Consider the following 24535-nt stretch of genomic DNA (forward strand, 5'->3'; position numbering starts at 1 on the left):
CAATAAACGGCGCAGCAAGCGCTCCCGCACCATCGCCAAGCACGTCCGGCGACGACGCAAATGCGCGTCTTGAACGCGTTCGGTGGCGGGCTGCTCAAATGCGCGCTCTGATCCCCGATCCTGAAAAAGCTGCCCGTCACTATCAAGAACTGTGGTTTGTCGAAATTCTGCTCGATCTCGGCGACTACAGCCGTGAGCATGAGTTGAACCAAACCCACGTTCTCCTTCTGGAAGCCATGGAAGAGTTGCTGCGCAACGAATAGCCATCCGCTTCGATGCAACTGTTACCGCATGCTTAAATCTGTGTGAGCTTTATGAAAATGGCGCACCCAAGAGGATTCGAACCTCTGGCCTCTGCCTTCGGAGGGCAGCGCTCTATCCAGCTGAGCTATGGGTGCGCGTGCGCCTGTCTATAGAGAAACGCATATCCCCACGCAATCGGTTTTCACCCGCTTAATCGCCAGTCCGACGATGATCTAAAGTGGAGCGCAGAATGCACGGGCCAGCCCCGCCTACCATAGCAGCCAACCCTTCGGAAAAGGTGATCGAATACTCCGACGTGCTTTCAAGATGGTCGATGGCCCTGACGTAGAGATTATGGAGCAACGCGACAGAAATTGTCCCCATGGGAGATGGTTCTTCTTTCGAAATCGCGGCGCGCCAATGGTTCTCACCAACATGCGTCCACTCGAAATCACCAGCGAATGTTTCCGGCGAGAACGGATCAGGAAAATCGATGCGCTGTCCTTCGTAGCCATCGCCCTGAGTTAGTGCCGGAGCCAAGCCTTGTTCGATCCGGGGCGGACACCCTTCGTCATCGGTGTAGACCACGGAGCCGGCCCAGATACCGCTCTGGGGCTGGATATCCGCACAGACGGGCGCTGCGATACCAACCATACAAAGTGCGAAGATTGCCTGTGCTTTCATCTGCGGCCTCCCACAGGAAAACACTGGCCTCCCGATGCCGTTCGCGCAACCCTTAACCAAAAAAGTCGCGGCAAAGCTCCAATGCGTCCACCAGCGTGTCCACCTCCGCGCGCGTGTTGTACATGCCAAAGGACGCACGACATGTCGCCGTCACGCCAAGGTGTTCCATCAATGGCATGGCACAATGCGATCCGGCACGCACCGCCACACCGCGCTTATCAAGCACCGTAGACAGATCATGCGCATGGGCCCCTTCCATGGTGAAGGAAAAGATTGCCCCCTTACCCGGAGACGTGCCCTGCACGGAGAGCCAATTCAGACCCTGCAGCCGCGCACTTGCATAGGCGGCAATATCGGCTTCATGGGCAGCGATCGCGTCCATGCCGATGCTTTCGAGATAGTCGAGCGCGACCCCAAAACCGATGGTTTGCACGATGCCGGGGGTGCCTGCCTCGAACTTCATCGGGGGCTTATTGTAAGTCACCACATCTTTGGACACATGGTCGATCATATCGCCACCGCCCATGAAGGGTCGCATCTCCGCCTGACGCTCTGCGCGGATGTAGATCGCGCCCGAACCGGAGGGACCATAAAGTTTGTGGCCGGTGATCGGATAAAAATCGCATCCGATATCCACAACATCGATTGGTCCATGCACCGCGGCCTGCGACCCATCGACGAGCGTCGCTACACCGCGCGCGCGCGCCGCATGGCAGATGGTCTTCACATCTACCTTCGTGCCGGTCACGTTGGACATATGAGTGATCGCGACAAGCTTGGTCTTGGGCCCTATCGCATCAATGACTGCCTGCGGGTCGAGGCTACCATCAGGCGCGCAATCGACCCATTTCAGGACAACGCCCATCCGTTCGCGCAGAAAATGCCACGGCACGATATTGGCGTGATGCTCCATGACCGAAAGGACGATTTCATCCCCCGCCTGCAGGCGCGGCATCGCCCAAGAATAAGCGACCAGATTGATCGCCTCGGTCGTCCCGGAGGTAAAGATGATCTCGTCTTCGTGGCCTGCGCGCATGAACCGGCGCACTTTTTCGCGCACGCCCTCGTACTTTTCGGTCGCAAGATTAGAAAGAAAGTGTAACCCACGGTGAACGTTAGAATATTCCTGCGAATAGACCTGCGTGATGGCGTCAATCACAACCTGCGGCTTCTGTGCCGACGCCCCGTTGTCGAGATAGGTCAGCGGCTTTCCGTTCACCTCGCGTGACAAAATAGGAAAGTCGCGGCGGATCGCGTCGACATCATAGGTCATGTAGTTTCAACCCCTTTGGGGAACGCGGCCTCGGCCAGTCCAAATCCCCAGAAAACCAGAAACGCCCCGAGTGCCACTCCGCCGGTAAGCGTGAACCCGACGCTCGGCCCCACAAAGCCTGCCACCAACCCCCACAGGAGCCACAGAGGCGCCGCCGCGAGTAAGGCCCAGAACGTCGCGACCCGAACAGGATAGCCGCCCGCCCCGCCCGCGAGGCGCAATACAACGCCCACGACGCCGGACAGCACGTAAAACACCAAAGGCATAAAGAACAACCACCCGAGAAGAGCGGCCCCGATCAGCATCTGCAGTTCATGTCCGCTCTCGAATGCTTCGCGTGACAGGCGCGGCCATTGCGCAACAAAGATCAGGCCACAGGCCAGCATCAGCGTCACCAAGGCGCGCCCCTCATCGGGTTCCGGCCCGATCCGGTGACGGACAACACGGCGCGGTGTGCGATAGGTCGCCACGATATCCGTCACCAAACCCATCAGGCTTTCCGGCGCTTGAGCCACCCTTCGAGACGGGTCAAAACCTCGCTCGAAATGGCTTCATCTTCAATCTCGTCAAGCACTTCGGCAAGAAACGCCAAGGTCAGAAGATCCGTCGCTTCGCGTTCCGGAACCCCGCGCGAGCGTAGGTAGAACAGCGCCGTTTCATCGATCGCACCGACCGTGGAACCATGTGAACAGGCCACGTCATCGGCGTAAATCTCCAACTCCGGCTTGGCGAGAAACTGGCTATCGCCATCCAACAGCAAGCCTTGGCTGATTTGATAGCCATCGGTTTTCTGCGCGCCATCTTTCACGAGGATTTTGCCTTGGAACACGCCCTCTGCGCCGTTTCTGAGCACCTTTTTGAAAACCTGACGGCTCTCGCAACGCTCTGCGTCATGGGTCACGAACACGGTGTCATCGTGGTGAAAACTACCATCCCCCATCGCCACACCGGCGACATGGGCGTTTGAGTCATCACCGACAATATCCAGAACCACTTCGTTGCGTGTCAGAACACCATTCGCGGTCATCGTGAAGGATTTGAACAATGCCTCGGCACCGATGCGCGCAAAAATATGCGTTGCCGCACGGCGCTCATGATCGCGCCCTTGGGTGCGGACATGGTGGAATTTCGCGCCCTCGGCGACATCTACTTCCATCACCTTGTTGAACCGTGCCGCAGCGGGCCCGTTTTCCAGAATGGTGAGCTCCGCCCCTGTTTCCACGCGAACAACGTGGTGGAGGATAGCGTCGGAAGTATCTGAATTATGGAGGTAAACGAGATTCACAGGCTTGGTAACGACGCCAGTGGCACGAACGACGATACCATCCGTTGCGAAACACGTGTTCATTGCCGCCAGTGGCCGTTCAACCGGATCTTGCCCATCTGTTTCCAGAACCCCGTAGAGGTCCTTTGCCCAATGGATGTCAGCAGCCAAAGCTTCCGACAGGCGCATGATTTCGAGGTTTTCGCCAGAAAGATCGTCCGAGGCACCTTCATCGAACACACCGTCAACGAAGACGATCGTCAGCCGATCAATGCTGCCAAACATCGGCGCTTCGTCGGAACCATCAAAAGTGGCCGCCGGCGTGACAGTTTGCGCCGTCAGCGTGTCGGGCCGCGTCCAGTTCCAATACTCGTCGCGCGCCTGCGGGAGACCCATCGAAAGGAGCCGGTTCAACGCATCCTGTCGGATGTCATTTGACCACGCTGCCCCCTGCGGGATCGGCATTCCCTGAACACGCGCCTGCGTCGCATCCAGTTTGCGTTGTTTAGCTTGTGCGCGTGTCATTAGGCTCCCTCCGCCTCGGCGAGCAGATCAGCGTAGCCGTTCTGTTCCACCTCAAGCGCAAGCTCGGGACCACCGGATTTGATGATGCGGCCGTCGAACATGATGTGCACAACATCGGGTTTGATGTAGTCGAGCAGACGTTGGTAGTGCGTGATGACGAGAAACGAACGATCAGGGCTGCGCAGCGCATTCACGCCCTCCGCAACCAGTTTCATTGCATCGACATCGAGACCGGAATCCGTTTCATCCAGGATGCACATTTTCGGCTCGAGCATCGCCATCTGCAGGATTTCGTTGCGCTTTTTCTCGCCACCGGAGAAACCGACGTTCACGGGGCGTTTGAGCATATCGGCATCGATTTTCAGACTTTTTGCCTTTTCACGAACGACTTTGAGGAATGTGGTTGCATCCATTTCCTCTTCACCGCGCGCTTTGCGCTGTGCGTTCACCGCGGTGCGCAGGAAGGTCATGTTCCCAACGCCGGGAATTTCGACAGGATACTGGAACGCCAAAAACAGGCCCGCCGCAGCGCGCTCTTCCGGTCCCAGATCAAGCAGTTCCTGACCCTCCAAAGTCGCCGAACCTTCGGTGACCTCATACCCATCACGGCCCGAAAGCACATAGGATGTCGTCGATTTACCGGAGCCGTTCGGGCCCATGATGGCGTGGACTTCACCCGATTTCACACTCAGGTTCACCCCTTTGAGGATTTTTTTGCCCTCTTCTTCGAGTTCTGCGTGCAGGTTTTTGATCTCAAGCATGTGCGTATCCTTCCACAACATTTTGCCCGCACGGGAATTCTCCCGACGGGCCAGTCATTGTTTTTTTGTTTTGATAAGTGTTGCGACGCCTATGCGCCGCGCCGGTCAAAGACCGACGTAATTCAGGTAGAGAATTAATCCAAGTCCGAACACCGCCGCCTGAAACAGGCCGGAGCGAAGCCCCAAGCGCATCAGACGCCCTTTGGATGGCCCCATGGACTGGGGTGCAAAGAGCTGGTTGGCTTTCGACGCTTTTGGCCGTTTCGACCGGCGCAGATTGCCCGCATGGATGGTGGAAAATGTGTTTGCCCCGCCTGCTTCGACGCGCGCCAGACGTGCCGAGAAGCCGTTCATTTGAACATTCTGCATGATGCCGATCCTTGACTTGCACACCCACAAATTTGGTGTTGTCGTCAGGATTGCTTTCAATTGGGCTAAGATCGTGACCGAAGCGGGGAATTGTTGCGCAGTTATGTTCGGATGCGACAGACCCGCGGGCGGAGGTGTTACCTCTTAGAGTGCGTAGTCGCGCCCCAGGAAATGCAACGATCCCGCCTGCGTCGACGACGTCACATGCTCTACCCATTCGCTCGAAAAGGTCTTTTCGAAAGTTTGAGGGAACATATGCACGACATTGTGCATCGTGATGAGCGCCAACAGAATTCCGGCGAATTGCGCCCCCATGCGTTTGACCGCTGACAGGGACAAAAGTTCGCGCACCAGAAATGCGACAGAAATTGCGAAGACCACGTCGATAATGAGATTGAGGTCCGGCGCGCCGCGCGGAACGCCCTCTACCTGAAACCGCAGGAAGCGCGCGATAAAGGCCGCCATCCCGCCGAGCGCAAAGGCGAAGAAATACGACACCACCGGCGTGATCGGCAAAGCCGCGCGCGGTTTGTAGGCGTCCCCGTAGGGCCCGCGCTGGTACCGCTCTGTCATTTCCGACAAGCGTTGGTTGCGATCGACATTGCGTGCACGTGACGGCCCCAACAAAAGGTCCGTGTTCACTGCTGGCTGTGGCAACCGCGACAGGCGTAGGTAGAACTCGTTTTGCTGGCTCATGACCGAACCTTCTCACACTGGATACAAGCTCTGAGGCTAAAACAGCATCATGGCAGAATTCGGGCACTGTTGACGCAGGGTAAGGAAATGCTGCCACATTAGTCGAAACTAATGCGCCAAATTCCTCATATTGTTGCGTTTTCACGAACAATCCCCGTCTCCCTAGCCCTGATAAGTAACCATGCGAATGAGGATCATGACCGCCCATCCCAACATGGAGGCCAAAAAGGCGGTGGCATAAACAGACCCTTTGTACAGACCTTGGGTGCTGCCGCGACTCGCGCGGATCGACAAGCCGATCAAGGCACCCACAAAGATACCGACGGCGACGCCAAAGCTTTTCATGGCAAAAAAAGTGACGAGTTCAGGATGCATGGATTACCCCAGTTTCACAGCGGTACCGGAGGCCGACACCATCAGCATGTTGTTGATTACCTCATAGTCGAGATCGACCCCAACGACAGCGTCACCACCCAGGCTGCGGGCTTCGTCTTCCATTTCCTTGAGAGCGGTCTTGCGCGCCTTCCCGAGTTCCTGCTCGTAGGCAGCAGAGCGCCCGCCCACGATGTCGCGGATGCCCGCGAACAGGTCGCGGAAAATATTCGCGCCCAGAATGGCCTCGCCGGTAACGATGCCACGATATTCGGCAATGCTGCGCCCTTCGATGGAGGGTGTCGTTGTGATGATCATTGATCTCTCCCCTTTTCAATCAGGTGATGGATGACGCGGCTCACGACCCAGTAAAGGCAGCCAAAAACCAGCATCGGCGCGAGCAGTTCTTCGCGCGGCCAATCAAACAGGAAATGCATCCCCAAACCCCACAGGGCCGTGGCGATCCCCGTTTGAAACAGGCGCGCACGCGCACTCATCAGCCCACCGATCCCTCGAGCGAAATCGCCACCAACTGCTGCGCTTCCATGGCAAACTCCATGGGCAACGCCTGCAGGACGTCTTTACAGAACCCGTTGACGATCAGCGCGACCGCCTCTTCTTCGTCCAGACCGCGCGACTGGCAGTAGAACATCTGGTCATCATCCACCTTCGATGTCGTCGCCTCATGCTCTACACGCGAGGAGTTATTTCTAACCTCGATGTAGGGCACCGTGTGCGCACCGCAATCCGACCCGATCAGGAGCGAGTCGCACTGCGTGTAATTGCGCGATCCGGAGGCCTTTTTGTGCATCGAAACCTGACCGCGATAGGTGTTCTGTGCTTTACCGGCGGAGATGCCTTTGGACACGATCCGGCTCTTGGTGTTTTTGCCAAGGTGGATCATTTTGGTGCCCGTATCGGCCTGCTGCATGTTGTTGGTGATCGCGATTGAATAGAACTCGCCCTGACTGTCATCACCACGAAGGATGCACGACGGGTATTTCCACGTGACGGCCGATCCGGTTTCAACCTGCGTCCACATCACCTTGGAGCGATCCCCACGGCAATCGGCACGCTTGGTGACGAAGTTGTAGATACCACCCTTGCCGGTCTCATCCCCGGGAAACCAGTTCTGAACAGTGGAGTATTTCACCTCCGCGTCGTCCATGACCACGATTTCAACCACAGCAGCGTGCAACTGGGCCACGTCGCGTTGTGGGGCTGTGCAGCCTTCGAGGTACGACACGAACGACCCCTTGTCGGCGATGATCAGCGTGCGCTCGAACTGGCCGGTGTTTTCCGCGTTGATACGGAAGTAGGTCGAAAGCTCCATCGGGCAGCGCGTATTCGGCGGAATGTAGACAAACGAGCCATCCGAGAACACGGCAGAGTTCAGCGTTGCATAGTAGTTGTCGGAAATCGGCACCACGGAGGCGAGGTATTTCTTCACCAGCTCTGGGTGCTCTTTGATCGCCTCGGAGATCGAACAGAAAATGACGCCCGCATTTTCGAGCTCTTTCTTGAACGTCGTCCCGACCGAAACGGAGTCAAAAACGGCGTCCACGGCGACTTTGCGCTGGGAGTTCGCACCATCCGCAGGCACCTCGCCCGCACCTTCGACGCCGGCCAAAATCATCTGCTCTTTCAGAGAGATGCCGAGCTTTTCGTATGTCGCGAGAAGCTTGGGATCGACCTCGTCGAGAGACTTCGGCTTGGTTTCCATGCTCTTGGGACGCGCGTAGTAATACTGGTCCTGAAAGTCGATCTCGGGGTAATCCACCATGGCCCAATTGGGCTCTTCAAGCGTGAGCCAACGACGATAGGCCTCAAGGCGCCAGTCCAGCATCCACTCGGGCTCTTCGTTCTTGGCCGAAATCAGGCGCACGATATCTTCGGACAGCCCTTTAGGGGCGTATTCCATTTCGATATCGGTGTCCCAGCCGTACTTATAAGCGCCAGCCAGCGCCTGAACCGCAGCGACAGTATCTTCTTCGACCCCGTCTTTGACCTGGTCTTTAAGTTGAACGTCATCCACCATCGGATCACCTTTCCTTCGTGCGTTTCGCGGGCTTACGCCCGTCGTTATCTTATGCGGCCCGCTGCTTCCAGCGGGCATGTGCGGCCACCCAAGCATCGGCAAACCGCTCGATTTCTTCACCCGTGGTCTCTGGTCCGATCGACACCCGCATCGCGCTGGATGCCGCCTGATCCGAAAACCCCATGGCTTTCAATACTCTTGACGCCTTGACCTTGCCCGACGAACAGGCCGATCCGGCGGAGATGGCAAATCCGGCGAGGTCCATTTGCATGACCTGCGTCTCACCCTTCCAGCCTTCCGTTACGGCACAAACCGTATTTGGAAGACGCGCACCGTCCGCCCCTACCAATGTGGTGTCGGGCGCCGCATCCGCAAGGCGTGCCTCCAGAAGATCCCGCTTTTCAGCCACCCCGTCCCAGAGCCCGTCGGCAAGCGCAACCATGGCCGCCTCTGCCGCAGCACCGAACCCCGCGATGCCGATGACGTTTTCGGTGCCCGAACGACGGCCCATTTCCTGACCCCCGCCCTTGATACGTGCCTCCACATCGAGGCCTTCGCGCAAAATCAACGCGCCGACCCCTTTGGGGCCGCCGAGTTTATGGGCGGACACCAGCACCATATCGGCGCCGAGCCACGATACCGCGAAGGGGATTTTCCCGAACGCCTGCGTCGCATCGCAAACGGCGATGCCAGACGGCACGTCCTGCAGGATGCCGGTCTCCGAATTCGCCATCTGGAGCGCCGTTTTTGAAGGATCGACCACCTGAACCCGACCGTCGGACCCGACAGTCAGATCAGGCGCGCACCACTCCGACACGGCCTCGTGTTCGATATCGCCACAGGACAACCCACGCCCGTCGCAGGCCAACATCGCAGCCTCGGTTGCACCCGATGTGAACACGACATCCTGCACCCGCGCGCCTAGCGCCGTGGCGACCTGCGCGCGCGCGCGCTCTACCAATGCCTTGGCCGCGCGACCTTCTGCGTGAACAGAAGACGCGTTGCCTACCACATCCATGGCCGCGATCATCGCCGAGCGCGCCTGCGCACAGAGCGGCGCAGTCGCATTCCAGTCGAGATATGTGCGGGCTCGGGTCAAAACCTAACGCTTCCTTGAACGGTCAAATACGCATGCCAAACGGCACTATTCGTCGACGATTTCAAACAGGTGCGGCACAGCCGGACAGGGGCGCAATTCGTTTTCCACCACATCCGACAGGCGGGTCTGATGCATGAAAACATAGACATGCGCAGACAACCCTTCCCACAATCGGTTGGTCATCGACTGCGCACGACTGCCCGAAACACCACCCGACGCACCCGCGCCGGTGTGCATGGCACTCACGGTCTCCTCAACCGCTTCCATGATGTCTGACACGCGGATTTCACTCGCCGGTTTGGCGAGGCGATACCCACCACCCGGCCCACGGACAGAAACCACCAGTTCGGCACGACGAAGTTTCACAAAGAGCTGTTCGAGGTAGGGGAGCGAAATGTCCTGACGCTTTGAAATCTCGGCCAGAGACAGAAGCCCGTCCGGGCGTTGCAGGGCCAGATCGGCCAAGGCAACCATGGCGTAACGCCCTTTTGTCGAGAGTTTCACGGCACCCCACCCTTCCGATTCCAGTCACCGGCACACAATGCCACTTTTGCGGCCAATAAATGAGGCCAAAGGCGCAAAAACATTGACGTCAGCACCATGGCACCTTAGGTCCATGACACCTCGCCAACGCGTCCTGCAGGCAATTTAGAATTCTTCTAAGTACCCTTAGCGATTTCGTCAAGTATATTCGCTGAAGACCCTGTGACGGCGCAAAGGCTTCATATGACCGGACCGCCCCGCCCGCCATGACGTCATACCGCGCGGGGCGCGACTTGAGGAGACAGGGACAAAGATGCCCGAAGTGATTTTTCCTGGCCCAGAGGGCCGGCTCGAAGGCCGCTACCACCCGCAAGCGCAAAAAGACGCCCCTATCGCGATTATCCTGCACCCGCATCCACAATTCGGCGGCACGATGAACAACCGCGTGGTGTACAACCTGCATTATGCTTTCCACCAAATGGGCTTTACTGTCCTGCGGTTCAACTTTCGCGGTGTGGGTCGCTCGCAGGGTGAGTATGATCAAGGCATCGGTGAGCTTTCCGATGCGGCATCGGCACTCGACTACCTCCAGTCGATGAACCCCAACGCCAAACATTGCTGGGTCGCCGGTTTCTCGTTCGGCGCATGGATCGGGATGCAACTCCTGATGCGCCGTCCCGAAATCACCGGATTTATCTCGGTGGCACCACCCGCCAACATGTATGACTTTTCGTTCCTTGCCCCCTGCCCGGCATCCGGCCTGATTATCAACGGCACGGCTGACCGTGTGGCGCCGCCAAAGGATACCCATGGCCTCGTGAACAAGCTTCACGAACAAAAGGGTATCACCATCACCCACGAGGAAATCGAGGGGGCGGGCCATTTCTTTGAAGACCCGCATATGGAACAGATGATCGGCAGCGTCGAAACCTATGTTCGCCGCCGCCTGACGGAGACGACGAGGTAAGCCGATATGAGCATCACGGAAGAACTTGCCGACAAACTGGCCAAAGACACCATCGACGCGCTCGACCTCTTTGAGGACGATCAACTCATTCAGGATGTAGGTCGGGTTGTCGGGGCCTCTTCCGTGACCACTCAGGAGGCATTCCTGACCTCGGCGCGAGTGCGTTTGTCGGAAAAACTGGGACGGGCCTATCTCGAAAAACGTATCGCGGAGGCACAGGCCGGAATCGATGCCTCTGCACCGCCGCCGAGCGCGGAAGACGACATCAAATACTGATGAACGCCGCCTACGATTTTGGGGGAATGGCGTAGGTCATTTGCGCATGGGCCACGACATCATCGTGTCCGGCACTGCACAGAGCGGCTGTCCCGACGGCCAATGTGCGCCCCAGCTTCAACACCTTCGCTTGCGCGAGCAGATCGACCCCCGCGGCCGGTTTACGCATGAAATCGATATGCGCGCCGGTTGTCACCGTCAGCGGCACTTCTCCGATCCGGTTCAAAATCGCAAAGTAGATCGCCACATCGGCCAGCATAAACATCGAGGGACCTGAAACGGTCCCACCCGGCCTCAAATGGCGCGTGTCGGGTGTAAACCGCAACGTCACGCCATCGCCCACGCTATCCACGCGAAGCACGTCGGCAACCTGCTCGAAATCGCGCTCCAGAAACCTTTGCAGCGCAGCAGCGTCCATTTTCATTCTTGATCCCTCCCGTCCCTGCTTTTTAGTCTGGCGTGGAACCATTGGGAGGACAAGCCATGGACGACGTCGCAACCTACCTCGACAACATCGAGCACCCGACACGCAACGCCGACGCCAAACGGCTGGACGCAATCTTTCGCTCCGTCACGGGGTTCGACCCGTGGCTTTCACCAAATGGTAAAATGGTCGGTTATGGAAAATACCACTACACCTACGACAGCGGCCATTCCGGCACGGCACTGGCCACCGGCTTTGCCCCCGCCAAGTCCAATCTGACCATCTACATCATGCCGGGGTATCTGAAGATGGACGATCCGCTATCGCGGTTGGGCAAGCACAAGAAAGGCAAATCCTGCCTCTACATCAACAAACTCGCGGATATCGACGAAGACGTTCTGGCCGAAATCATCCGTCTCGGCCTAAACGACCTCGCCACAAGATGGACGGTCGAGGCGACCTAAAAGCCGTAAATCGCCCCGAACTTCGCCTCCAGATAGTCGAGAAGCGGAGCCTCGGAAGGCTCAAAGCCACAAGCATGCCGGATCGTATCCTTCGGCTCACGCAGGCCGCCAAATGTTTGCAGATGATCCCCGAGCCACGTCGTCGCCGCCGATGTATCACCCTTCGCGAGGCCCGTATCCAGATCGGGAACCGCCTCACGCAGTGCCTGATGCAGGCAACCGGCGTAGACATTGCCCAGTGAATAGGTCGGGAAATAGCCGAACAACCCGACCGGCCAATGAACATCCTGCAGGCAGCCGTTGGAGACCTTATCGACCCTCACGCCAAAATCGGCCTCGAACCGCGCGTTCCATGCTTCCGGCAAATCGGCGACATCGAGATCGCCGGCAATGATCTGACGCTCCAGATCAAAGCGCAAAAGCACGTGGAGGTTATATTGAACCTCATCGCTTTCGGTGCGGATATAGCCCGGCGTGACACGGTTCACGGCCGCAAAGAACGCATCCTCATTGGCAATGCCAAAGTCACCAAAGCGATCACGCATCCGCCCGAACAACCACCCCGTGAACGCGCGCGAACGGCCCAACTGGTTCTCGTAAATCCGGCTCTGGCTTTCATGGACACCCATCGACACGCCCGCGCCAAGGGGCGTCAACAGATGGGCATCGTCGATACGTTGTTCATAGGCCGCATGCCCGACTTCGTGGATCGTGGAATAGAGGCAATTGAAGGGATCGGTTGCGCTGGTGCGCGTGGTGATGCGCACGTCCTGACCCGAGCCCGATGAAAACGGATGCACCGCCTTGTCGATCCGGCCCAGTTCGAAATCGTAGCCAAAAGCCGAGGCCACTTCATGCGCCAACGCCATCTGCGCGGCCTCATCAAATGTTCCTGTGACACCAGCCGGTTGATCCGCCCCGAGGATTTTGTCGCGCAATTCGACCAAACGGGGACGTAGCGCGCCGAACATCTGGGCAAGGTCTGCAGCACTCCCACCGGGTTCGTAATCCTGCAGGAGCGCATCGTAGAGATCACCCTGCTCGGCGCCTTGTGACAGAGCCGCTGCCTCTTCGCGTTTGAGCGCCACGACCTCTTCGAACGTTGGCGCAAAACGCGCGAAATCATCATTCGCGCGCGCCTCGGCCCACACGCCCTGAGACAGGGACGTCGCCTTGGCCAAAGCACTGGCGAGCTTTGCGGGAACCTTGGTATTGCGCGCATAGGAACGGCGGATATGGCGCAGATTGGCCTGCCCGACCGCATCGAGGTCCGCGTCACTGATCGCGGCGAGCCAGTCCCCAACCTGAGGGTTCGTGCGCCGCGCGTGCAGGACATTTTCGATCGCAGCGAATTCTTCGCCCCGTTGCGCGGTTGCACCACGCGGCATCACCGTTTCCTGATCCCACCCGAGACGCCCCGCAATAGAGGCAAGCGCCTGCGTTTCACGTTCGAACGCCATCAGGTCATCAAATGCAGTCATGTCAAAGTCCCTCGCGGACGGATTGGGTTGTTGGATAGCGGCTGAGGAAACGGGCGCGCAAAATCGCGACCCACAGGGCAACTGCGCCGATCTGATGGCCAAGGCCGAGCACCAGCGGCGCCCCATTCAGGACGGTCACAATCCCGAGCACCATTTGCAGGAACAGGAACGCCCCCATCACGTTGAATGCCATAGCAGACGCGCGGTTTGCGGATTTACGCCCCTTTAGCCAAATGACCACACCAAAGGCAAAGAGAAGGTAGCCGGACATGCGGTGAATGAATTGCACCAGACCTGCGTCCTCAAAGAAATTGCGCCATACCGGTGAGAGGGCAAAGGGGTCCGGCGGGAAAAACTGCCCCCCCATCAATGGCCAATCAGTGAACCCGCGACCCGCGTCGATCCCCGCGACGAGTGCGCCCAAAAGGATTTGCAGAAACGCGAAATGCATCAGCCCCGTCGACATGCCGAACAGCTTTGCATCCCCTGCCCGCCGCGCCTGCATCAATGCGGCATCCGAGCGGCCCAAAAGGAACATGAACCACGCGATATACCCGAGGATGACAAAGGCCAAACCAAGATGGGTTGCCAGTCGGTAGGACGCCACGTCCAGACGCGTCCCTTCCAAGCCGGAGGAGACCATCCACCACCCGATCGCGCCCTGAAGCCCGCCAAGCGCGCCGATCAACAACAGCCGTCGATGCCATCCCGCAGGCACCCTGCGTGCCAGTGCAAACCCCGCATAGCCCAAAGCCCAGACAAGCCCGATCACGCGACCGAGCTGGCGATGACCCCATTCCCACCAGTAAATCTGTTTGAACTCCGATAGGCTCATGCCTTCGTTTTGGAGCTGATACTCTGGGATCTGCTGATACTTCTCGAACTCTTCCGACCACGCGGCCTCTCCCATCGGGGGCAGCGCACCGGTCACAGGTTTCCATTCGGTGATCGACAGACCGGAATCGGTAAGCCGCGTCAGACCGCCCACCGCAATCATCACCATGACCAAGACAAACAAAATGGCGAGCCAGATCCGGATGCCCCGACGTGCACCCGATCCGCCCTTTTCGATCAGACCACCCTTGGGGGCGTCTTTGGGCTTTTGAGCCGTGCCAACTTCTTCGAAAATCGAGCGTTTCTGCGCCATTATGGGACACCTGTGTTGTTTGCGCGAAAACCTAGGCACAGCCGGAACGAAGGGCAAGCGCGTTAGGCGTTTTATTCACCCTGCGACCATGGCGAATGGTCGCGTCTGGCCAAACGTTAACCGCGTTCTTTCCACCGCTTCATCTGCCGCATCATCCCGTGGAAAACCTGGATATCCGCGCGGGTGAGCGGCATGCGGCTCCACAGGTTGCGCAGGTTGGTCTTCATGACCTCGGCCTTATCCTCGGGATAGAAGAACCGCGCCTGATCAAGAACCTCTTCGTAGTGGTCGCCGAGCTTTTCAACCTCGATCTGGCTCGCCCAATCCGTCCCTGCCATCGCCATGACCTCGGCGGGAACATCCGTGACCTGACGGCCCCATTCATAGGCCATGAGCAACACACATTGCGCCAGATTGAGTGAGGGAAACGCGGGGTTCACCGGCACGGACACGATCGCATTGGCACGCACGACATCGTCGTTTTCAAGGCCCGCACGTTCGGGGCCAAACATCACAGCGACCTTGCCCCCTTCGGCGGTAATCGCACGGGCCTGCATCATGGCCTGTTCCGGTGTCACCACAACTTTGGTGATGTCGCGCGGGCGCGCGGTGGTAGCAAAGACGTAATCGCAATCGGCCAGCGCGTCGGGAACACTGCCAAAATGCCCCGCCTCATCTAGCAGTCGGCCTGCACCCGACGCCATGGCCACCGCTTTGGGGTTCGGCCAGCCATCGCGCGGTGACACGACACGCATCCGGTCGAGCCCGAAATTCAACATGGCCCGCGCCGCAGCACCGATGTTTTCGCCCATCTGCGGACGCACGAGGATAAAGGCTGGGGTCGGTCCGGTGTGGGACATTATAGGCTCCGCGGTCACGATAGGTCAGGTGTCTCGATTGGCCCGCGTGATAGGGCTTCGCTGTTCACTCTGCAAGGGACGCGGTGATCGCCTTTCGCGCGCTTGCATCATGCATGGGCGCTGGATACGCGCAAAGCCTTCCGCCCAAAGGATAAAGGCGCTATAGGGTGCGCAACTTCCATGGATGTATCAAGGACGCCGTGATGTCAGAGCAGACAGACCGCCCTCAAATTTACCTCGCAACGCCCGCCGCCTTCGATCTGGACAGTTTTCCCGATCGCCTCGCAGCTGTGCTGGATGCCCAAGATGTTGCCTGTGTGCGCATCGCTCTCGCATCGCATGACGAGGATTTTCTGGGACGTGCGGCGGATGCCTGCCGCGATGTGTGCCACGCGCGCGACGTTGCCGTGGTGATTGATACCCATATCGCTCTGGCAGAGCGTCACGGCCTCGACGGGGTTCATTTGCTCGATGGATCGCGTTCTGTGCGCAAGGCACGCAAAGCCCTCGGCGACGATGCCGTGGTCGGTGCTTTTTGCGGGACGTCGCGCCATGACGGTTTGACCGCGGGAGAAGCGGGTGCGGATTACATCGCATTCGGTCCTGTGGGCGGCACCGCATTGGGCGATGGAACGGTGGCTGAAAAGGACCTGTTCGCGTGGTGGTCGGAAATGATCGAAGTGCCCGTGGTCGCGCAAGGCGCGCTGGACGCAGGCATCATCGCCGATTTTGCACCTGTGACCGACTTTTTCGCACTTGGTGAAGAAATCTGGAGTGCCGATGATCCCGCCGGTACGCTCGCCACCCTGATCGCGGCGATGGGCTAACGCATCAGGCGTCGCGGTAGGCCTGCGGAATTTCAGGCAGGCCTGCGCGCACGGCGTCCTCACAGCGGCGTGCCATGTCTTTGCGATCTTTGACATCCTGCACGGCAATGGGGGCATGGAAGCATACTCTGGCCGCGCCTTGGCGCGGTGCTTGCAGGACTTTGATCAACGACGGACCAAACTCCATATCGCCCCACCAGCCATAGAAACGCGGCTCTTCACCTTCTGGCGCGCAGTACTGCACCGTCACGGGCTGAATCCACGTTTCGTCGCGCAGGTCGGGTTCGAAAAACGCCGCAAACAGCGTCGGTTTGAATGGCAAGACTCGCAGACTGTCCGAAGACGTTCCCTCAGGGAAAAACAGGAGCTTGTGACCCATTTTCAGACGGGCTTCGAACAGCGCCTTCTGCTTGGCGGCCTCATGACGGTTCCGGTTGATGAACACCGTCCCGACAACCCGCGCCATAAACCCGATGCCCGGCCAGGATGCGACCTCGGCCTTCGAGACGAAAAACACGCGCCCTACGGCATTGAGCACGAAAATATCGAGCCAGCTGGAATGGTTTGCGACCACAGCGCCGTGATGTTTCATCGGCGTGCCTTCAACGATCAGTCGGATACCCAAAATGCGCAACGCCGTGCGGGAAACAAAACTTGGGAAAAAACTGGTCCATGGACGCTTCTGGCCTACCATGGCCCACTCGACCATGCGCAGCAACATCATCAAGACAAGACAGACGGTGATCAGCAAAACCACAGGCACGCCGCGCAGCAGGGCGCGCCAGATACCAAAACGGTAGTGTTTCGGTTCCTCCGGCGGAATCCGGCTGTTCCACAAGACTTCGCTCACAGCACTTTACCCTTGGTGTAGAGCTCGCGTTGGCGCGGCGCGATCATGTCGGTCTCCAAAATGAGACAGACATCCACGGTGTTAAAGGCATGGTCGACAAACGCCCCCTCGCCCACCGTGCCACCGAGGCGCAAATACCCCTTGATCAGCGCAGGCATGGCCCGCATGGCCGCAACGCGATCCACGGCGTCCTCGGACACAAGATCCATCGTCTGAAAATGCTCGGCACGCGCGCGGACCCGCAAATGGGGCGGCGCGAGGTGGCGATGATGGAGCAGTGACAGCGGTTCAGCCAAACGCGCCATATCGGTTCCATGGAACGAGGCCACGCCGAACAACACATCAAACCCTTCGTCGAGAATATATTTCGCCAAACCCGACCACAGCCGGTAGAGCGCGGTCCCGCCCCGATATTCGGCGGCAACGCAGGATCGGCCCAATTCCAGCAATCGCTTGCCCGACTCTTTGAGAACCGTGAGGTCATATTCGTCTTCGGTATAGAATTTGCCGACGGCGGCCACGTCGCAATCGGGCAAAAGGCGATACACACCGACACATTGCTCCAACGGATCGTCCGAACGCGAAGGGTCGATCAACATCAGGTGGCGGTAAAACGGATCAAACGCGTCGCGTTCAAGTTTCGCATCATGATCAACCATCGGACCATCGGACCCGAGTTCTTCGACAAATACACGATACCGTAGCCGTTGGGCCGCACGAATATCTTCGTCGGTCTGGGCAAATCGCAGTCGGAAAAGGGAGTCAGTGGCACTCATGTGCGGTGTTTTCGATCTCTCAAGGGTCTGGGCGTTCTAAGGTTTTGGAGGCGGCGATGCAACACAGAGGAAAATGATCGGCCACTTACTCTACTTAGGGTTGATTTTGCAGGACGCAAAAGACACTATCACGGTAGTTCAATTGTCATAGACGGGAAGGAGCGCGATCCAACGGCTGTCGATTACAACCTTACCCTCGTGCTGAAACATAACGGTGATCTTGCCGCCAATGTTTGACTGCACCTGACCCGTCCCCCAATCCGCCTGCTGGGGATGACGCACAAATTGGCCCGGCTCGAGCATCGCATTTAGATCATTCATGTCCACCATATCGATCACTCCACTAAAGGAACCAGATTCGCAAAATGCCATGGCGCGCGACATTGCCGCCCTGATTGGCAGCCGAATTTGTCACGATCTGATTAGTCCTGTTGGTGCAATATCCAACGGCGTCGAACTACTGTCCATGTCAGGCGAACATATGGGTCCCGAGATGGCCCTTATCTCCGAAAGCGTCGAGAATGCAAATGCACGGGTGAAGTTTTTTCGCCTCGCATTCGGCATGGCGAGCGAGGGGCAAATGGCATCGGGTGCCGAAATGTCCGCCATCCTCAATGGACTCGCCTCCCCCCGGCTCACTTATAACTGGAGTGTCGAGAAAGACGTCACCCGGGACGAAGCCAAACTCGCCTGTCTTTTGATCCTGTGCCTCGAAACGGCACTGCCGCGTGGCGGGTCGATCAAGGTAGGATGCGAAGACGGCCGTTGGGAAATTTCCGCACGCGGTGACCGGCTCGAACCGATTGCCGATCTGTGGGCGCGTCTAGGGCGTGTTACGAGCGCCGAAGGTCTCAAACCCTCCGAAATTCAGTTCCTTCTCGCCCCGCTACAGGCCGCAACACTGGACCGCGCGATCACTTACCGCAACTCCGACATCTGTCTGGAATTCAACGTATAAGGCTGCTCTTCCTCCCTAGGGCGGCACAATGAAGGCGCGGGGTTTTATACCTCGCGCCCTTTTTGTTTTCGTCCAAAAATGTGAAATCAGGCCCGTGTCGCGCCGTTCGATGTCACGAGATACTTGAAAGACGTCAGTTGCTCTGCACCCACCGGTCCACGCGCATGCATCTTGCCCGTGGCAATGCCGATTTCCGCCCCCATCCCGAATTCGCCACCATCGGCAAATTGGGTCGAAGAATTATGCATCAGTATGGCACTGTCCAGACGTTCGAAAAAGCGCGCAACGACGTTGGCATCTTCGGAAATCACGCAATCGGTATGGCTCGACGAGTATGTGCGGATATGCGCGATGGCCTCGTCCACGTCATCCACCACTTTGGCGGCGATGATACTGTCGAGGTACTCACGCCCCCAATCATCCGCCGTCGCGGCAACCACACCATCCAGAGATTGAAGGGTTGCATCGCCCCGCACCTCTACGCCCAGATCGATAAGCGCACGCACAACCTCTGCACCAATCCCGCCCACAAGATCGCGGTGGATCAGCAAACATTCCGCCGCGCCACAGATACCCGTGCGACGTGTTTTGGCGTTCACGATAATGCCGAGCGCCTTTTGCGGGTCGGCATCTTTGTCGAGGTAGATGTGCACGATGCCCTCGAGATGCGCAAAGACCGGCACGCGCGCCTCGCGCTGAACCAACCCGACCAACCCCTTGCCGCCGCGTGGAACAATCACGTCGACATAATCGGTCATGGTCAATAGTTCAGAAACCGCCGCGCGGTCGCGTGTGGGAACCAGCTGGATCGCGTCCTCGGGGAGACCCGCCGCGCGCAACCCCTCCACGAGGCAGGCATGGATGGCGCCTGAGGAATGGAAACTCTCCGAGCCACCGCGCAAAATCACCGCGTTCCCCGCCTTCAGGCACAGCGCTCCGGCGTCCGCCGTAACATTGGGACGGCTCTCATAAATGACGCCAATCACGCCAAGCGGTGTGCGAACGCGTTTGATATGCAAGCCATTCGGACGGTCCCATTGTGCAATCACCTGCCCCACCGGATCCTCCTGCGCGGCGATAGAGCGAAGCGCATCCACGATGGCGCCAACGCGCCCCTCGTCCAGCTTCAGGCGATCCATCATCGCATCGGTCAGACCCTTTTGACGGCCAAACTCCATATCTTTGTCATTGGCGGCCAAGATCTCAGCGCGGCGCGCCCATATTGCGTCGGCCGATGCGAGAAGTGCGGCGGACTTCGCCTCTGACGGCGCGTAGGACAGCTCAGCAGCAGCCGCTTTTGCGCGGCGGCCAATGTCGCTCATCATCTGGTGAATATCGTTATCGTCTTTCATAGCACCATATCATCCCTATGGATCAACGCAGCCCGCGCAGCATAGCCGAGGATCGCGTGAATGTCTTTTGAGTGGACGCCCTTGATCGCTTGGGCTTCCTGCTTGGTGTAGCGGCTCAGGCCCAAACCGATGCGCGCCTTATCCGGTCCCAGCATCACCACCGGATCACCGCGTCCGAAGGTTCCTGTCACCTCACGCACACCAACCGGCAACAGCGATCGCCCCTGCTGGAGCGCGCGCACAGCACCGGCATCCAAATGCAATTCGCCCTTTGGCTTCATCGCGCCAATCCAACGTTTTCGGGCATGGTCCGGTGTTTCATGGGCAATAAACCACGACGCACGCGCTCCGTTTTCCAAGGCGCGCAGTGGCCGCTCAACCGCGCCGAGCGTAATCGCCATGTCACAACCACCCGCAACGGCCGTTTTCGCGGCCAAAAGCTTGGTCTTCATGCCGCCTTTGGAGAGACCGGAAACCGGATCCCCCGCCATCGCTTCGATTTGCGGCGTGATCGCGTCGATCTGCGCGAGATGCGTGGCAGTCGGATCAATCGACGGGTTGGCGGTATAGAGACCATCGACATCGGAGAGCAGCACGAGGCAATCCGCCCCCACCGTCACCGCGATTTGGGCGGCGAGACGGTCGTTATCGCCGAAGCGGATTTCATCCGTGGCCACCGTGTCGTTTTCATTCACAATCGCGACTGCACCCAGTTTTAAAAGCGCATCGAAGGTCGCACGCGCGTTCAAATAGCGTCGCCGATCCGCGCTATCTTCCAAGGTGAGCAACACCTGCGCCGTTGTGATGCCCAGTGGTTCAAGCACTTCCTGATAGGCGCGGGCCAGCCGGATTTGCCCAACCGAAGCGGCCGCTTGGCTCTGCTCCAGCGGGAGTTCCCCCGCCGAAAGGCCCAAAATTCCGCGCCCGAGCGCGATCGAGCCGGACGAAACCAGAATGACGCCAACACCTCGTGCACGTAGATCTGCAACGTCACGCGCCAACCCGTCCAACCAGCCCGCGCGCAACTTTCCGTTCTCGACCAACAGAGCCGAGCCGATTTTGACAACAACAAGCTCAGCGTCGGTCAGGGTTGCCACGTGCCTTTTTCCTCTTGGTGTTCTTCGTCGGCTTCGGCCTCGGCCTCCACCTTGGTGCGCAACCGGTCCATCGAAATCTCGGCTTTGAGTGCGCGCAGGACCGTATCCACGCCTTCTTTCGAGACGCCGGACATCACATAAACCCGACCCTCGCAGGCCTGTTGCAGGGCATCGCGTTTCTCGGCGACTTCTTCTTCCAGAAGGCTGTCTGCTTTGTTGAGCACGGTTACACGGGGTTTGTCCCCGAGCACATCGTTGTAGTTTTCAATTTCGGTAATGATCGTGTGGTAGTCCGCAACCACATCCTCGGAAGTCCCGTCCACGAGGTGCAGTAGGACCGCACAGCGCTCCACGTGACCTAGAAACAGATCACCCAGACCGCGCCCTTCGGACGCGCCCTCGATCAGACCCGGAATATCGGCCACCACGAATTCGCTATTATCGATCCCGACGACACCGAGGTTGGGGTGAAGCGTGGTGAACGGATAGTCCGCAATTTTTGGACGCGCATTAGACGTGGCCGCCAGAAAAGTCGATTTGCCCGCATTGGGTAGCCCCAGAAGGCCGACATCCGCGATGAGTTTCAGGCGCAGCCAGATTGTCCGCTCAATTCCCTGCTGACCGGGGTTGGCGGACCGCGGGGCCTGGTTTGTCGCGGATTTGAAACGCGAGTTCCCCCATCCACCGTTCCCGCCCTTGGCAAGAACAAAACGCTGCCCGACTTCCGTGAGATCGGCAATGACGGTTTCTTCGTCCTCATCGAGGATTTCGGTGCCCGCAGGGACGCGCAACACGATATCGTTGCCGTCCTTACCGGTGCGGTTATTGCCCATGCCACCCTGCCCGTTCTGGGCAAAGAAGTGTTGCTGGTAGCGGAAGTCGATCAGCGTATTGAGACCATCGACGGTCTCGATGATCACACTGCCGCCACGACCACCATCGCCGCCGTTGGGACCCCCAAACTCGATGTACTTCTCGCGACGGAACGACACGCAGCCGTTCCCACCGGAGCCGGAGCGGATGTAGACCTTTGCGAGATCGAGAAATTTCATGTCACGTTCCTTTAAACTGGGGCCGAGATGTATCCCTTGGCCGCCCGAAACTCAATGTGCGTTCTTCGCAAGTCATCCTTTGGCACCGGCCCTGCCATGGCGGGGCCAGAACCGGAGGAATAGACCTTCGGGTCACACCGCGAATCCGGGCGCATGCCACCCAAGGCCGACATCAGAAATCCCGACGCCCGCACCACAACTTCGCGGAATATGCCGCGGTCGCGAGGGCTATCGTTTCTGGTTAAAGGTCTGTGGGTCATCGGGGTCTTTCCATGTGGCGACCCCGCCTTGGGGCCCTAGCCGAGTTTACGTAAATAGGTCCATGTCGGGACCTGCGCCCCGCGCGAAACGCAATATGTCTCCGCGTCGCCAAGATACTCAAACCCGTTGCGTGTCAGAACGCGTGCCGAAGCCTGGTTATCCTGAAAAATCTCAGCAACCAACGATTTTGCGCCGAGCGGGTTGGCGGCGACAATCGCGCCAAGTGCCGCTGTCGCAATCCCGGTGCCCCAGAAAGAGGGTGCCACCCAGAAACTCACCTCGGACTGCTCGCGGTCCATGGGTTTGAGAGAAATAACCCCCAATACCTCAGACAGGCCGGAGGCCGACCCGTCCAGAACCCACGCGAGCTTTTCAGCCTTCGGGTCCAACGCGCGGCGAATAAAGGCCTCGGTCGCGCCCGGAGGGAGAGGATGGGGAATAGAGCGCGCATTGCGTGCAACCCGTTCGTCACCCGCATAGAGTGACAGAAGGCCCGTGTCCGAATGGCGCGGCGCACGCAAGACAAAGCGATCCGTTTCAATAACGGGTCGATCCACGCCTTCGTTGACCAGTCTGACCAGTTCCATATTCATCACAATTCCTCCATTGGCCCATCACGCGTCTCTCCTCAGCCGCAGCGATAGACCGGGTAATTACCCCTGTAACGTGACGATCCAGTGAATGAACCAAAGCCACGTTGTCTCATTTTATTTGGGCTCTTTTGGGGCAGAAGCAAGATCGCGGATCACCCGAAATCGCGCCGTCCAAAAGAAAAGGGACCGGTGTTTCCACCGATCCCCTGATTTTCAAAACCTTTTAGGGTCGGCTTATTCGGCGGCCTCGGCTACCGGAAGCACGTCGATAAAGGTACGGTTTTTCAATCCCTTACGGAATGTGACCTGACCGTCGGTGGTTGCGAAGATCGTGTGATCCCGTCCCAGACCAACGCCCTCACCCGGCCAAAACTTCGTGCCGCGCTGGCGGACGATGATGTTGCCGGAGATAGCGGCCTGACCGCCGTAAAGTTTCACGCCGAGGCGACGACCCGCAGAGTCGCGACCGTTACGGGATGAACCGCCTGCTTTTTTATGTGCCATGGTGTTCTCTCCTTAACTGCGCTTACGCGTCTTTGGCGAGCTCAGCCGCCTGTTCGATCCAGTTATCACGCTCGATGCGGCCTTTGAACGACAGCTTGTCGTCCATATACGCAATCTCTTCGGCATTCCATGCTGCGACCTGGTCGAAGTGGAACACGCCGTTTTCATGCAGCACGCCTTCGAGTTTCGGACCCACGCCGGAGATCTTTTTGAGATCGTCGGCTTTGCCGCCACGGGCTTCGCTCAGCAGGTTGGCAGGACGCGAGCCTGCGGATTCTACCGCAACTTCGGCTTTCGCTTCAGCTTTCTTGGGAGCAGCCGCTTTCTTGGGTGCAGCTTTCTTGGGAGCCGCAGCCACGATTGCAGCGCCGGAAACCGAACCTGCACCAATGGCAGCTTTGATACCGGACTTGTCTGCGCCCTTTTCGAGAATGTCGGTCACGCGCACGAGCGTCAGTTGCTGACGGTGGCCCTTTTTACGCTGCGACGAGTGCTTACGACGACGCTTTACGTAATGGATGAGTTTCTCACCCTTGATCTGGTCGATGACTTCGGCCTGAACGCCTGCGCCCGCCACAAAGGGGGCACCAACGGTCGAACCAACCATCAGAATCTCGTTAAACTGGATTTTTTCACCAGCATCGGCTGCAAGTTTCTCAACGCGCAGAACGTCGCCGCTTTGCACTTTGTATTGCTTGCCACCGGTTTTCATCACCGCAAACATGCGATTTCCTTTTCGATATACCCGCGTTCTGTGGCCCCGGATCATCACCGGCGTTAGGTGCCTCAAACAGCGCGCCCCTTGGGGACGAGATTATTGATCGCTCTCTGCGCTTCGA

Annotated in this window: 32 protein-coding genes and 1 tRNA gene; 6 read left to right on the forward strand and 27 right to left on the reverse strand. The window is 58.4% G+C overall.

Going from position 1 to position 24535, the window contains the following annotated elements:
* The first annotated feature begins 98 nt into the window (after window positions 1-98).
* Window positions 99-263 (forward strand): hypothetical protein, encoded by a 165-nt coding sequence (locus ABD815_RS13880; protein ID WP_344847993.1) that lies wholly within the window; start codon window positions 99-101, stop codon window positions 261-263.
* Between the two features lie 58 nt (window positions 264-321).
* Here ABD815_RS13880 and ABD815_RS13885 read toward each other — a convergent pair.
* From ABD815_RS13885 to iscR, 14 genes are all read right to left on the reverse strand, one after another.
* Window positions 322-398: transfer RNA gene (locus ABD815_RS13885), tRNA-Arg, on the reverse strand.
* Between the two features lie 55 nt (window positions 399-453).
* Complete coding sequence (locus tag ABD815_RS13890) at window positions 454-927, reverse strand: hypothetical protein (RefSeq protein ID WP_344847994.1); 474 nt, start codon at window positions 925-927, stop codon at window positions 454-456.
* A gap of 52 nt (window positions 928-979) precedes the next feature.
* A complete protein-coding gene (locus ABD815_RS13895; RefSeq protein WP_344847996.1) occupies window positions 980-2200 on the reverse strand; it encodes a cysteine desulfurase in 1221 nt (406 codons plus the stop codon).
* Window positions 2197-2691, reverse strand: coding sequence for a YIP1 family protein (locus ABD815_RS13900; RefSeq protein WP_344847998.1), 495 nt, complete (start codon window positions 2689-2691; stop codon window positions 2197-2199). Before ABD815_RS13900 ends, ABD815_RS13895 begins: the two co-directional genes overlap by 4 nt.
* The gene (gene sufD, locus ABD815_RS13905) at window positions 2691-3989 is read right to left on the reverse strand and encodes a Fe-S cluster assembly protein SufD (RefSeq protein WP_425549862.1); all 1299 of its coding nucleotides are present in this window, start codon (window positions 3987-3989) and stop codon (window positions 2691-2693) included. Before sufD ends, ABD815_RS13900 begins: the two co-directional genes overlap by 1 nt.
* Window positions 3989-4750 (reverse strand): Fe-S cluster assembly ATPase SufC, encoded by a 762-nt coding sequence (gene sufC / locus ABD815_RS13910; protein ID WP_344848000.1) that lies wholly within the window; start codon window positions 4748-4750, stop codon window positions 3989-3991. Before sufC ends, sufD begins: the two co-directional genes overlap by 1 nt.
* 105 nt (window positions 4751-4855) lie before the next feature.
* On the reverse strand, window positions 4856-5119 hold the full coding sequence (locus tag ABD815_RS13915) for a hypothetical protein (RefSeq protein ID WP_344848002.1): 264 nt from the start codon (window positions 5117-5119) through the stop codon (window positions 4856-4858).
* Window positions 5120-5263: 144 nt separating this feature from the next.
* Window positions 5264-5815, reverse strand: coding sequence for a hypothetical protein (locus ABD815_RS13920; RefSeq protein WP_344848004.1), 552 nt, complete (start codon window positions 5813-5815; stop codon window positions 5264-5266).
* A gap of 162 nt (window positions 5816-5977) precedes the next feature.
* A complete protein-coding gene (locus tag ABD815_RS13925; protein ID WP_344848007.1) occupies window positions 5978-6190 on the reverse strand; it encodes a hypothetical protein in 213 nt (70 codons plus the stop codon).
* A gap of 3 nt (window positions 6191-6193) precedes the next feature.
* The gene (locus ABD815_RS13930; RefSeq protein ID WP_344848010.1) at window positions 6194-6505 is read right to left on the reverse strand and encodes a heavy metal-binding domain-containing protein; all 312 of its coding nucleotides are present in this window, start codon (window positions 6503-6505) and stop codon (window positions 6194-6196) included.
* Complete coding sequence (locus ABD815_RS13935; RefSeq protein ID WP_344848013.1) at window positions 6502-6684, reverse strand: hypothetical protein; 183 nt, start codon at window positions 6682-6684, stop codon at window positions 6502-6504. Before ABD815_RS13935 ends, ABD815_RS13930 begins: the two co-directional genes overlap by 4 nt.
* Window positions 6684-8225, reverse strand: a complete 1542-nt coding sequence (gene sufB, locus ABD815_RS13940; protein ID WP_344848016.1) for a Fe-S cluster assembly protein SufB — start codon at window positions 8223-8225, stop codon at window positions 6684-6686. Before sufB ends, ABD815_RS13935 begins: the two co-directional genes overlap by 1 nt.
* Window positions 8226-8274: 49 nt before the next feature.
* The gene (locus tag ABD815_RS13945) at window positions 8275-9324 is read right to left on the reverse strand and encodes a cysteine desulfurase family protein (RefSeq protein WP_344848019.1); all 1050 of its coding nucleotides are present in this window, start codon (window positions 9322-9324) and stop codon (window positions 8275-8277) included.
* Window positions 9325-9369: 45 nt separating this feature from the next.
* Window positions 9370-9828, reverse strand: coding sequence for a Fe-S cluster assembly transcriptional regulator IscR (gene iscR, locus ABD815_RS13950; protein WP_344848022.1), 459 nt, complete (start codon window positions 9826-9828; stop codon window positions 9370-9372).
* Between the two features lie 292 nt (window positions 9829-10120).
* On the opposite strand from iscR, the gene ABD815_RS13955 reads away from it, so the two are divergent.
* The gene (locus tag ABD815_RS13955; protein WP_344848025.1) at window positions 10121-10774 is read left to right on the forward strand and encodes an alpha/beta hydrolase; all 654 of its coding nucleotides are present in this window, start codon (window positions 10121-10123) and stop codon (window positions 10772-10774) included.
* A gap of 6 nt (window positions 10775-10780) precedes the next feature.
* Entirely contained in the window at window positions 10781-11050 is a 270-nt protein-coding gene (locus ABD815_RS13960) for a hypothetical protein (protein ID WP_344848028.1), read from the forward strand.
* 10 nt (window positions 11051-11060) lie between these two features.
* Here the strand turns inward: ABD815_RS13960 and ABD815_RS13965 are convergent, their stop codons facing one another.
* Window positions 11061-11474, reverse strand: coding sequence for a PaaI family thioesterase (locus tag ABD815_RS13965; RefSeq protein ID WP_344848031.1), 414 nt, complete (start codon window positions 11472-11474; stop codon window positions 11061-11063).
* A 59-nt stretch (window positions 11475-11533) separates the two neighbouring features.
* On the opposite strand from ABD815_RS13965, the gene ABD815_RS13970 reads away from it, so the two are divergent.
* On the forward strand, window positions 11534-11938 hold the full coding sequence (locus tag ABD815_RS13970; RefSeq protein WP_344848034.1) for a DUF1801 domain-containing protein: 405 nt from the start codon (window positions 11534-11536) through the stop codon (window positions 11936-11938).
* Here the strand turns inward: ABD815_RS13970 and ABD815_RS13975 are convergent.
* From ABD815_RS13975 to ABD815_RS13985, 3 genes are all read right to left on the reverse strand, one after another.
* On the reverse strand, window positions 11935-13419 hold the full coding sequence (locus ABD815_RS13975) for a carboxypeptidase M32 (protein WP_344848037.1): 1485 nt from the start codon (window positions 13417-13419) through the stop codon (window positions 11935-11937). The genes ABD815_RS13970 and ABD815_RS13975 overlap by 4 nt on opposite strands.
* A 1-nt stretch (window position 13420) precedes the next feature.
* Window positions 13421-14566 (reverse strand): heme A synthase, encoded by a 1146-nt coding sequence (gene ctaA / locus ABD815_RS13980; RefSeq protein ID WP_344848040.1) that lies wholly within the window; start codon window positions 14564-14566, stop codon window positions 13421-13423.
* 116 nt (window positions 14567-14682) lie between these two features.
* A complete protein-coding gene (locus ABD815_RS13985; protein ID WP_344848043.1) occupies window positions 14683-15426 on the reverse strand; it encodes an RNA methyltransferase in 744 nt (247 codons plus the stop codon).
* A 203-nt stretch (window positions 15427-15629) separates the two neighbouring features.
* On the opposite strand from ABD815_RS13985, the gene ABD815_RS13990 reads away from it, so the two are divergent.
* Complete coding sequence (locus ABD815_RS13990; protein WP_344848045.1) at window positions 15630-16253, forward strand: thiamine phosphate synthase; 624 nt, start codon at window positions 15630-15632, stop codon at window positions 16251-16253.
* A gap of 4 nt (window positions 16254-16257) precedes the next feature.
* On the opposite strand, the gene olsA is transcribed toward ABD815_RS13990, so the two are convergent.
* From olsA to ABD815_RS14005, 3 genes are all read right to left on the reverse strand, one after another.
* A complete protein-coding gene (olsA, locus tag ABD815_RS13995; RefSeq protein WP_344848048.1) occupies window positions 16258-17103 on the reverse strand; it encodes a lyso-ornithine lipid O-acyltransferase in 846 nt (281 codons plus the stop codon).
* On the reverse strand, window positions 17100-17879 hold the full coding sequence (olsB, locus tag ABD815_RS14000; RefSeq protein WP_344848051.1) for an L-ornithine N(alpha)-acyltransferase: 780 nt from the start codon (window positions 17877-17879) through the stop codon (window positions 17100-17102). The genes olsA and olsB overlap by 4 nt, the downstream gene beginning before the upstream one ends.
* A 138-nt stretch (window positions 17880-18017) precedes the next feature.
* The gene (locus ABD815_RS14005; protein WP_344848053.1) at window positions 18018-18200 is read right to left on the reverse strand and encodes a DUF3553 domain-containing protein; all 183 of its coding nucleotides are present in this window, start codon (window positions 18198-18200) and stop codon (window positions 18018-18020) included.
* Between the two features lie 49 nt (window positions 18201-18249).
* Here ABD815_RS14005 and ABD815_RS14010 point away from each other — a divergent pair, with 49 nt between their 5' ends.
* The gene (locus ABD815_RS14010; protein ID WP_344848056.1) at window positions 18250-18837 is read left to right on the forward strand and encodes a histidine phosphotransferase family protein; all 588 of its coding nucleotides are present in this window, start codon (window positions 18250-18252) and stop codon (window positions 18835-18837) included.
* 86 nt (window positions 18838-18923) lie between these two features.
* On the opposite strand, the gene ABD815_RS14015 is transcribed toward ABD815_RS14010, so the two are convergent.
* The 6 genes from ABD815_RS14015 to ABD815_RS14040 form a co-directional block, all read right to left on the reverse strand.
* Complete coding sequence (locus tag ABD815_RS14015) at window positions 18924-20189, reverse strand: glutamate-5-semialdehyde dehydrogenase (protein ID WP_344848059.1); 1266 nt, start codon at window positions 20187-20189, stop codon at window positions 18924-18926.
* Window positions 20186-21286 carry a glutamate 5-kinase gene (gene proB / locus ABD815_RS14020; protein WP_344848061.1) on the reverse strand — a complete coding sequence of 367 codons (1101 nt, stop codon included), beginning with the start codon at window positions 21284-21286 and terminating at the stop codon, window positions 20186-20188. The genes ABD815_RS14015 and proB overlap by 4 nt, the downstream gene beginning before the upstream one ends.
* Window positions 21274-22338 (reverse strand): GTPase ObgE, encoded by a 1065-nt coding sequence (gene obgE / locus ABD815_RS14025; protein WP_344848064.1) that lies wholly within the window; start codon window positions 22336-22338, stop codon window positions 21274-21276. Before obgE ends, proB begins: the two co-directional genes overlap by 13 nt.
* Window positions 22339-22634: 296 nt before the next feature.
* Window positions 22635-23186: a GNAT family N-acetyltransferase gene (locus tag ABD815_RS14030; RefSeq protein WP_344848659.1), complete on the reverse strand. Its 552-nt coding sequence runs from the start codon at window positions 23184-23186 to the stop codon at window positions 22635-22637.
* Window positions 23187-23426: 240 nt separating this feature from the next.
* Window positions 23427-23696 (reverse strand): 50S ribosomal protein L27, encoded by a 270-nt coding sequence (gene rpmA / locus ABD815_RS14035; RefSeq protein ID WP_344848067.1) that lies wholly within the window; start codon window positions 23694-23696, stop codon window positions 23427-23429.
* 22 nt (window positions 23697-23718) lie between these two features.
* Window positions 23719-24420 carry a 50S ribosomal protein L21 gene (locus ABD815_RS14040; RefSeq protein WP_344848069.1) on the reverse strand — a complete coding sequence of 234 codons (702 nt, stop codon included), beginning with the start codon at window positions 24418-24420 and terminating at the stop codon, window positions 23719-23721.
* Between the last annotated feature and the right edge of the window lie 115 nt (window positions 24421-24535).

The organism is Celeribacter arenosi, assembly GCF_039539485.1.
Classification (GTDB): Bacteria; Pseudomonadota; Alphaproteobacteria; order Rhodobacterales; family Rhodobacteraceae; genus Celeribacter; species Celeribacter arenosi.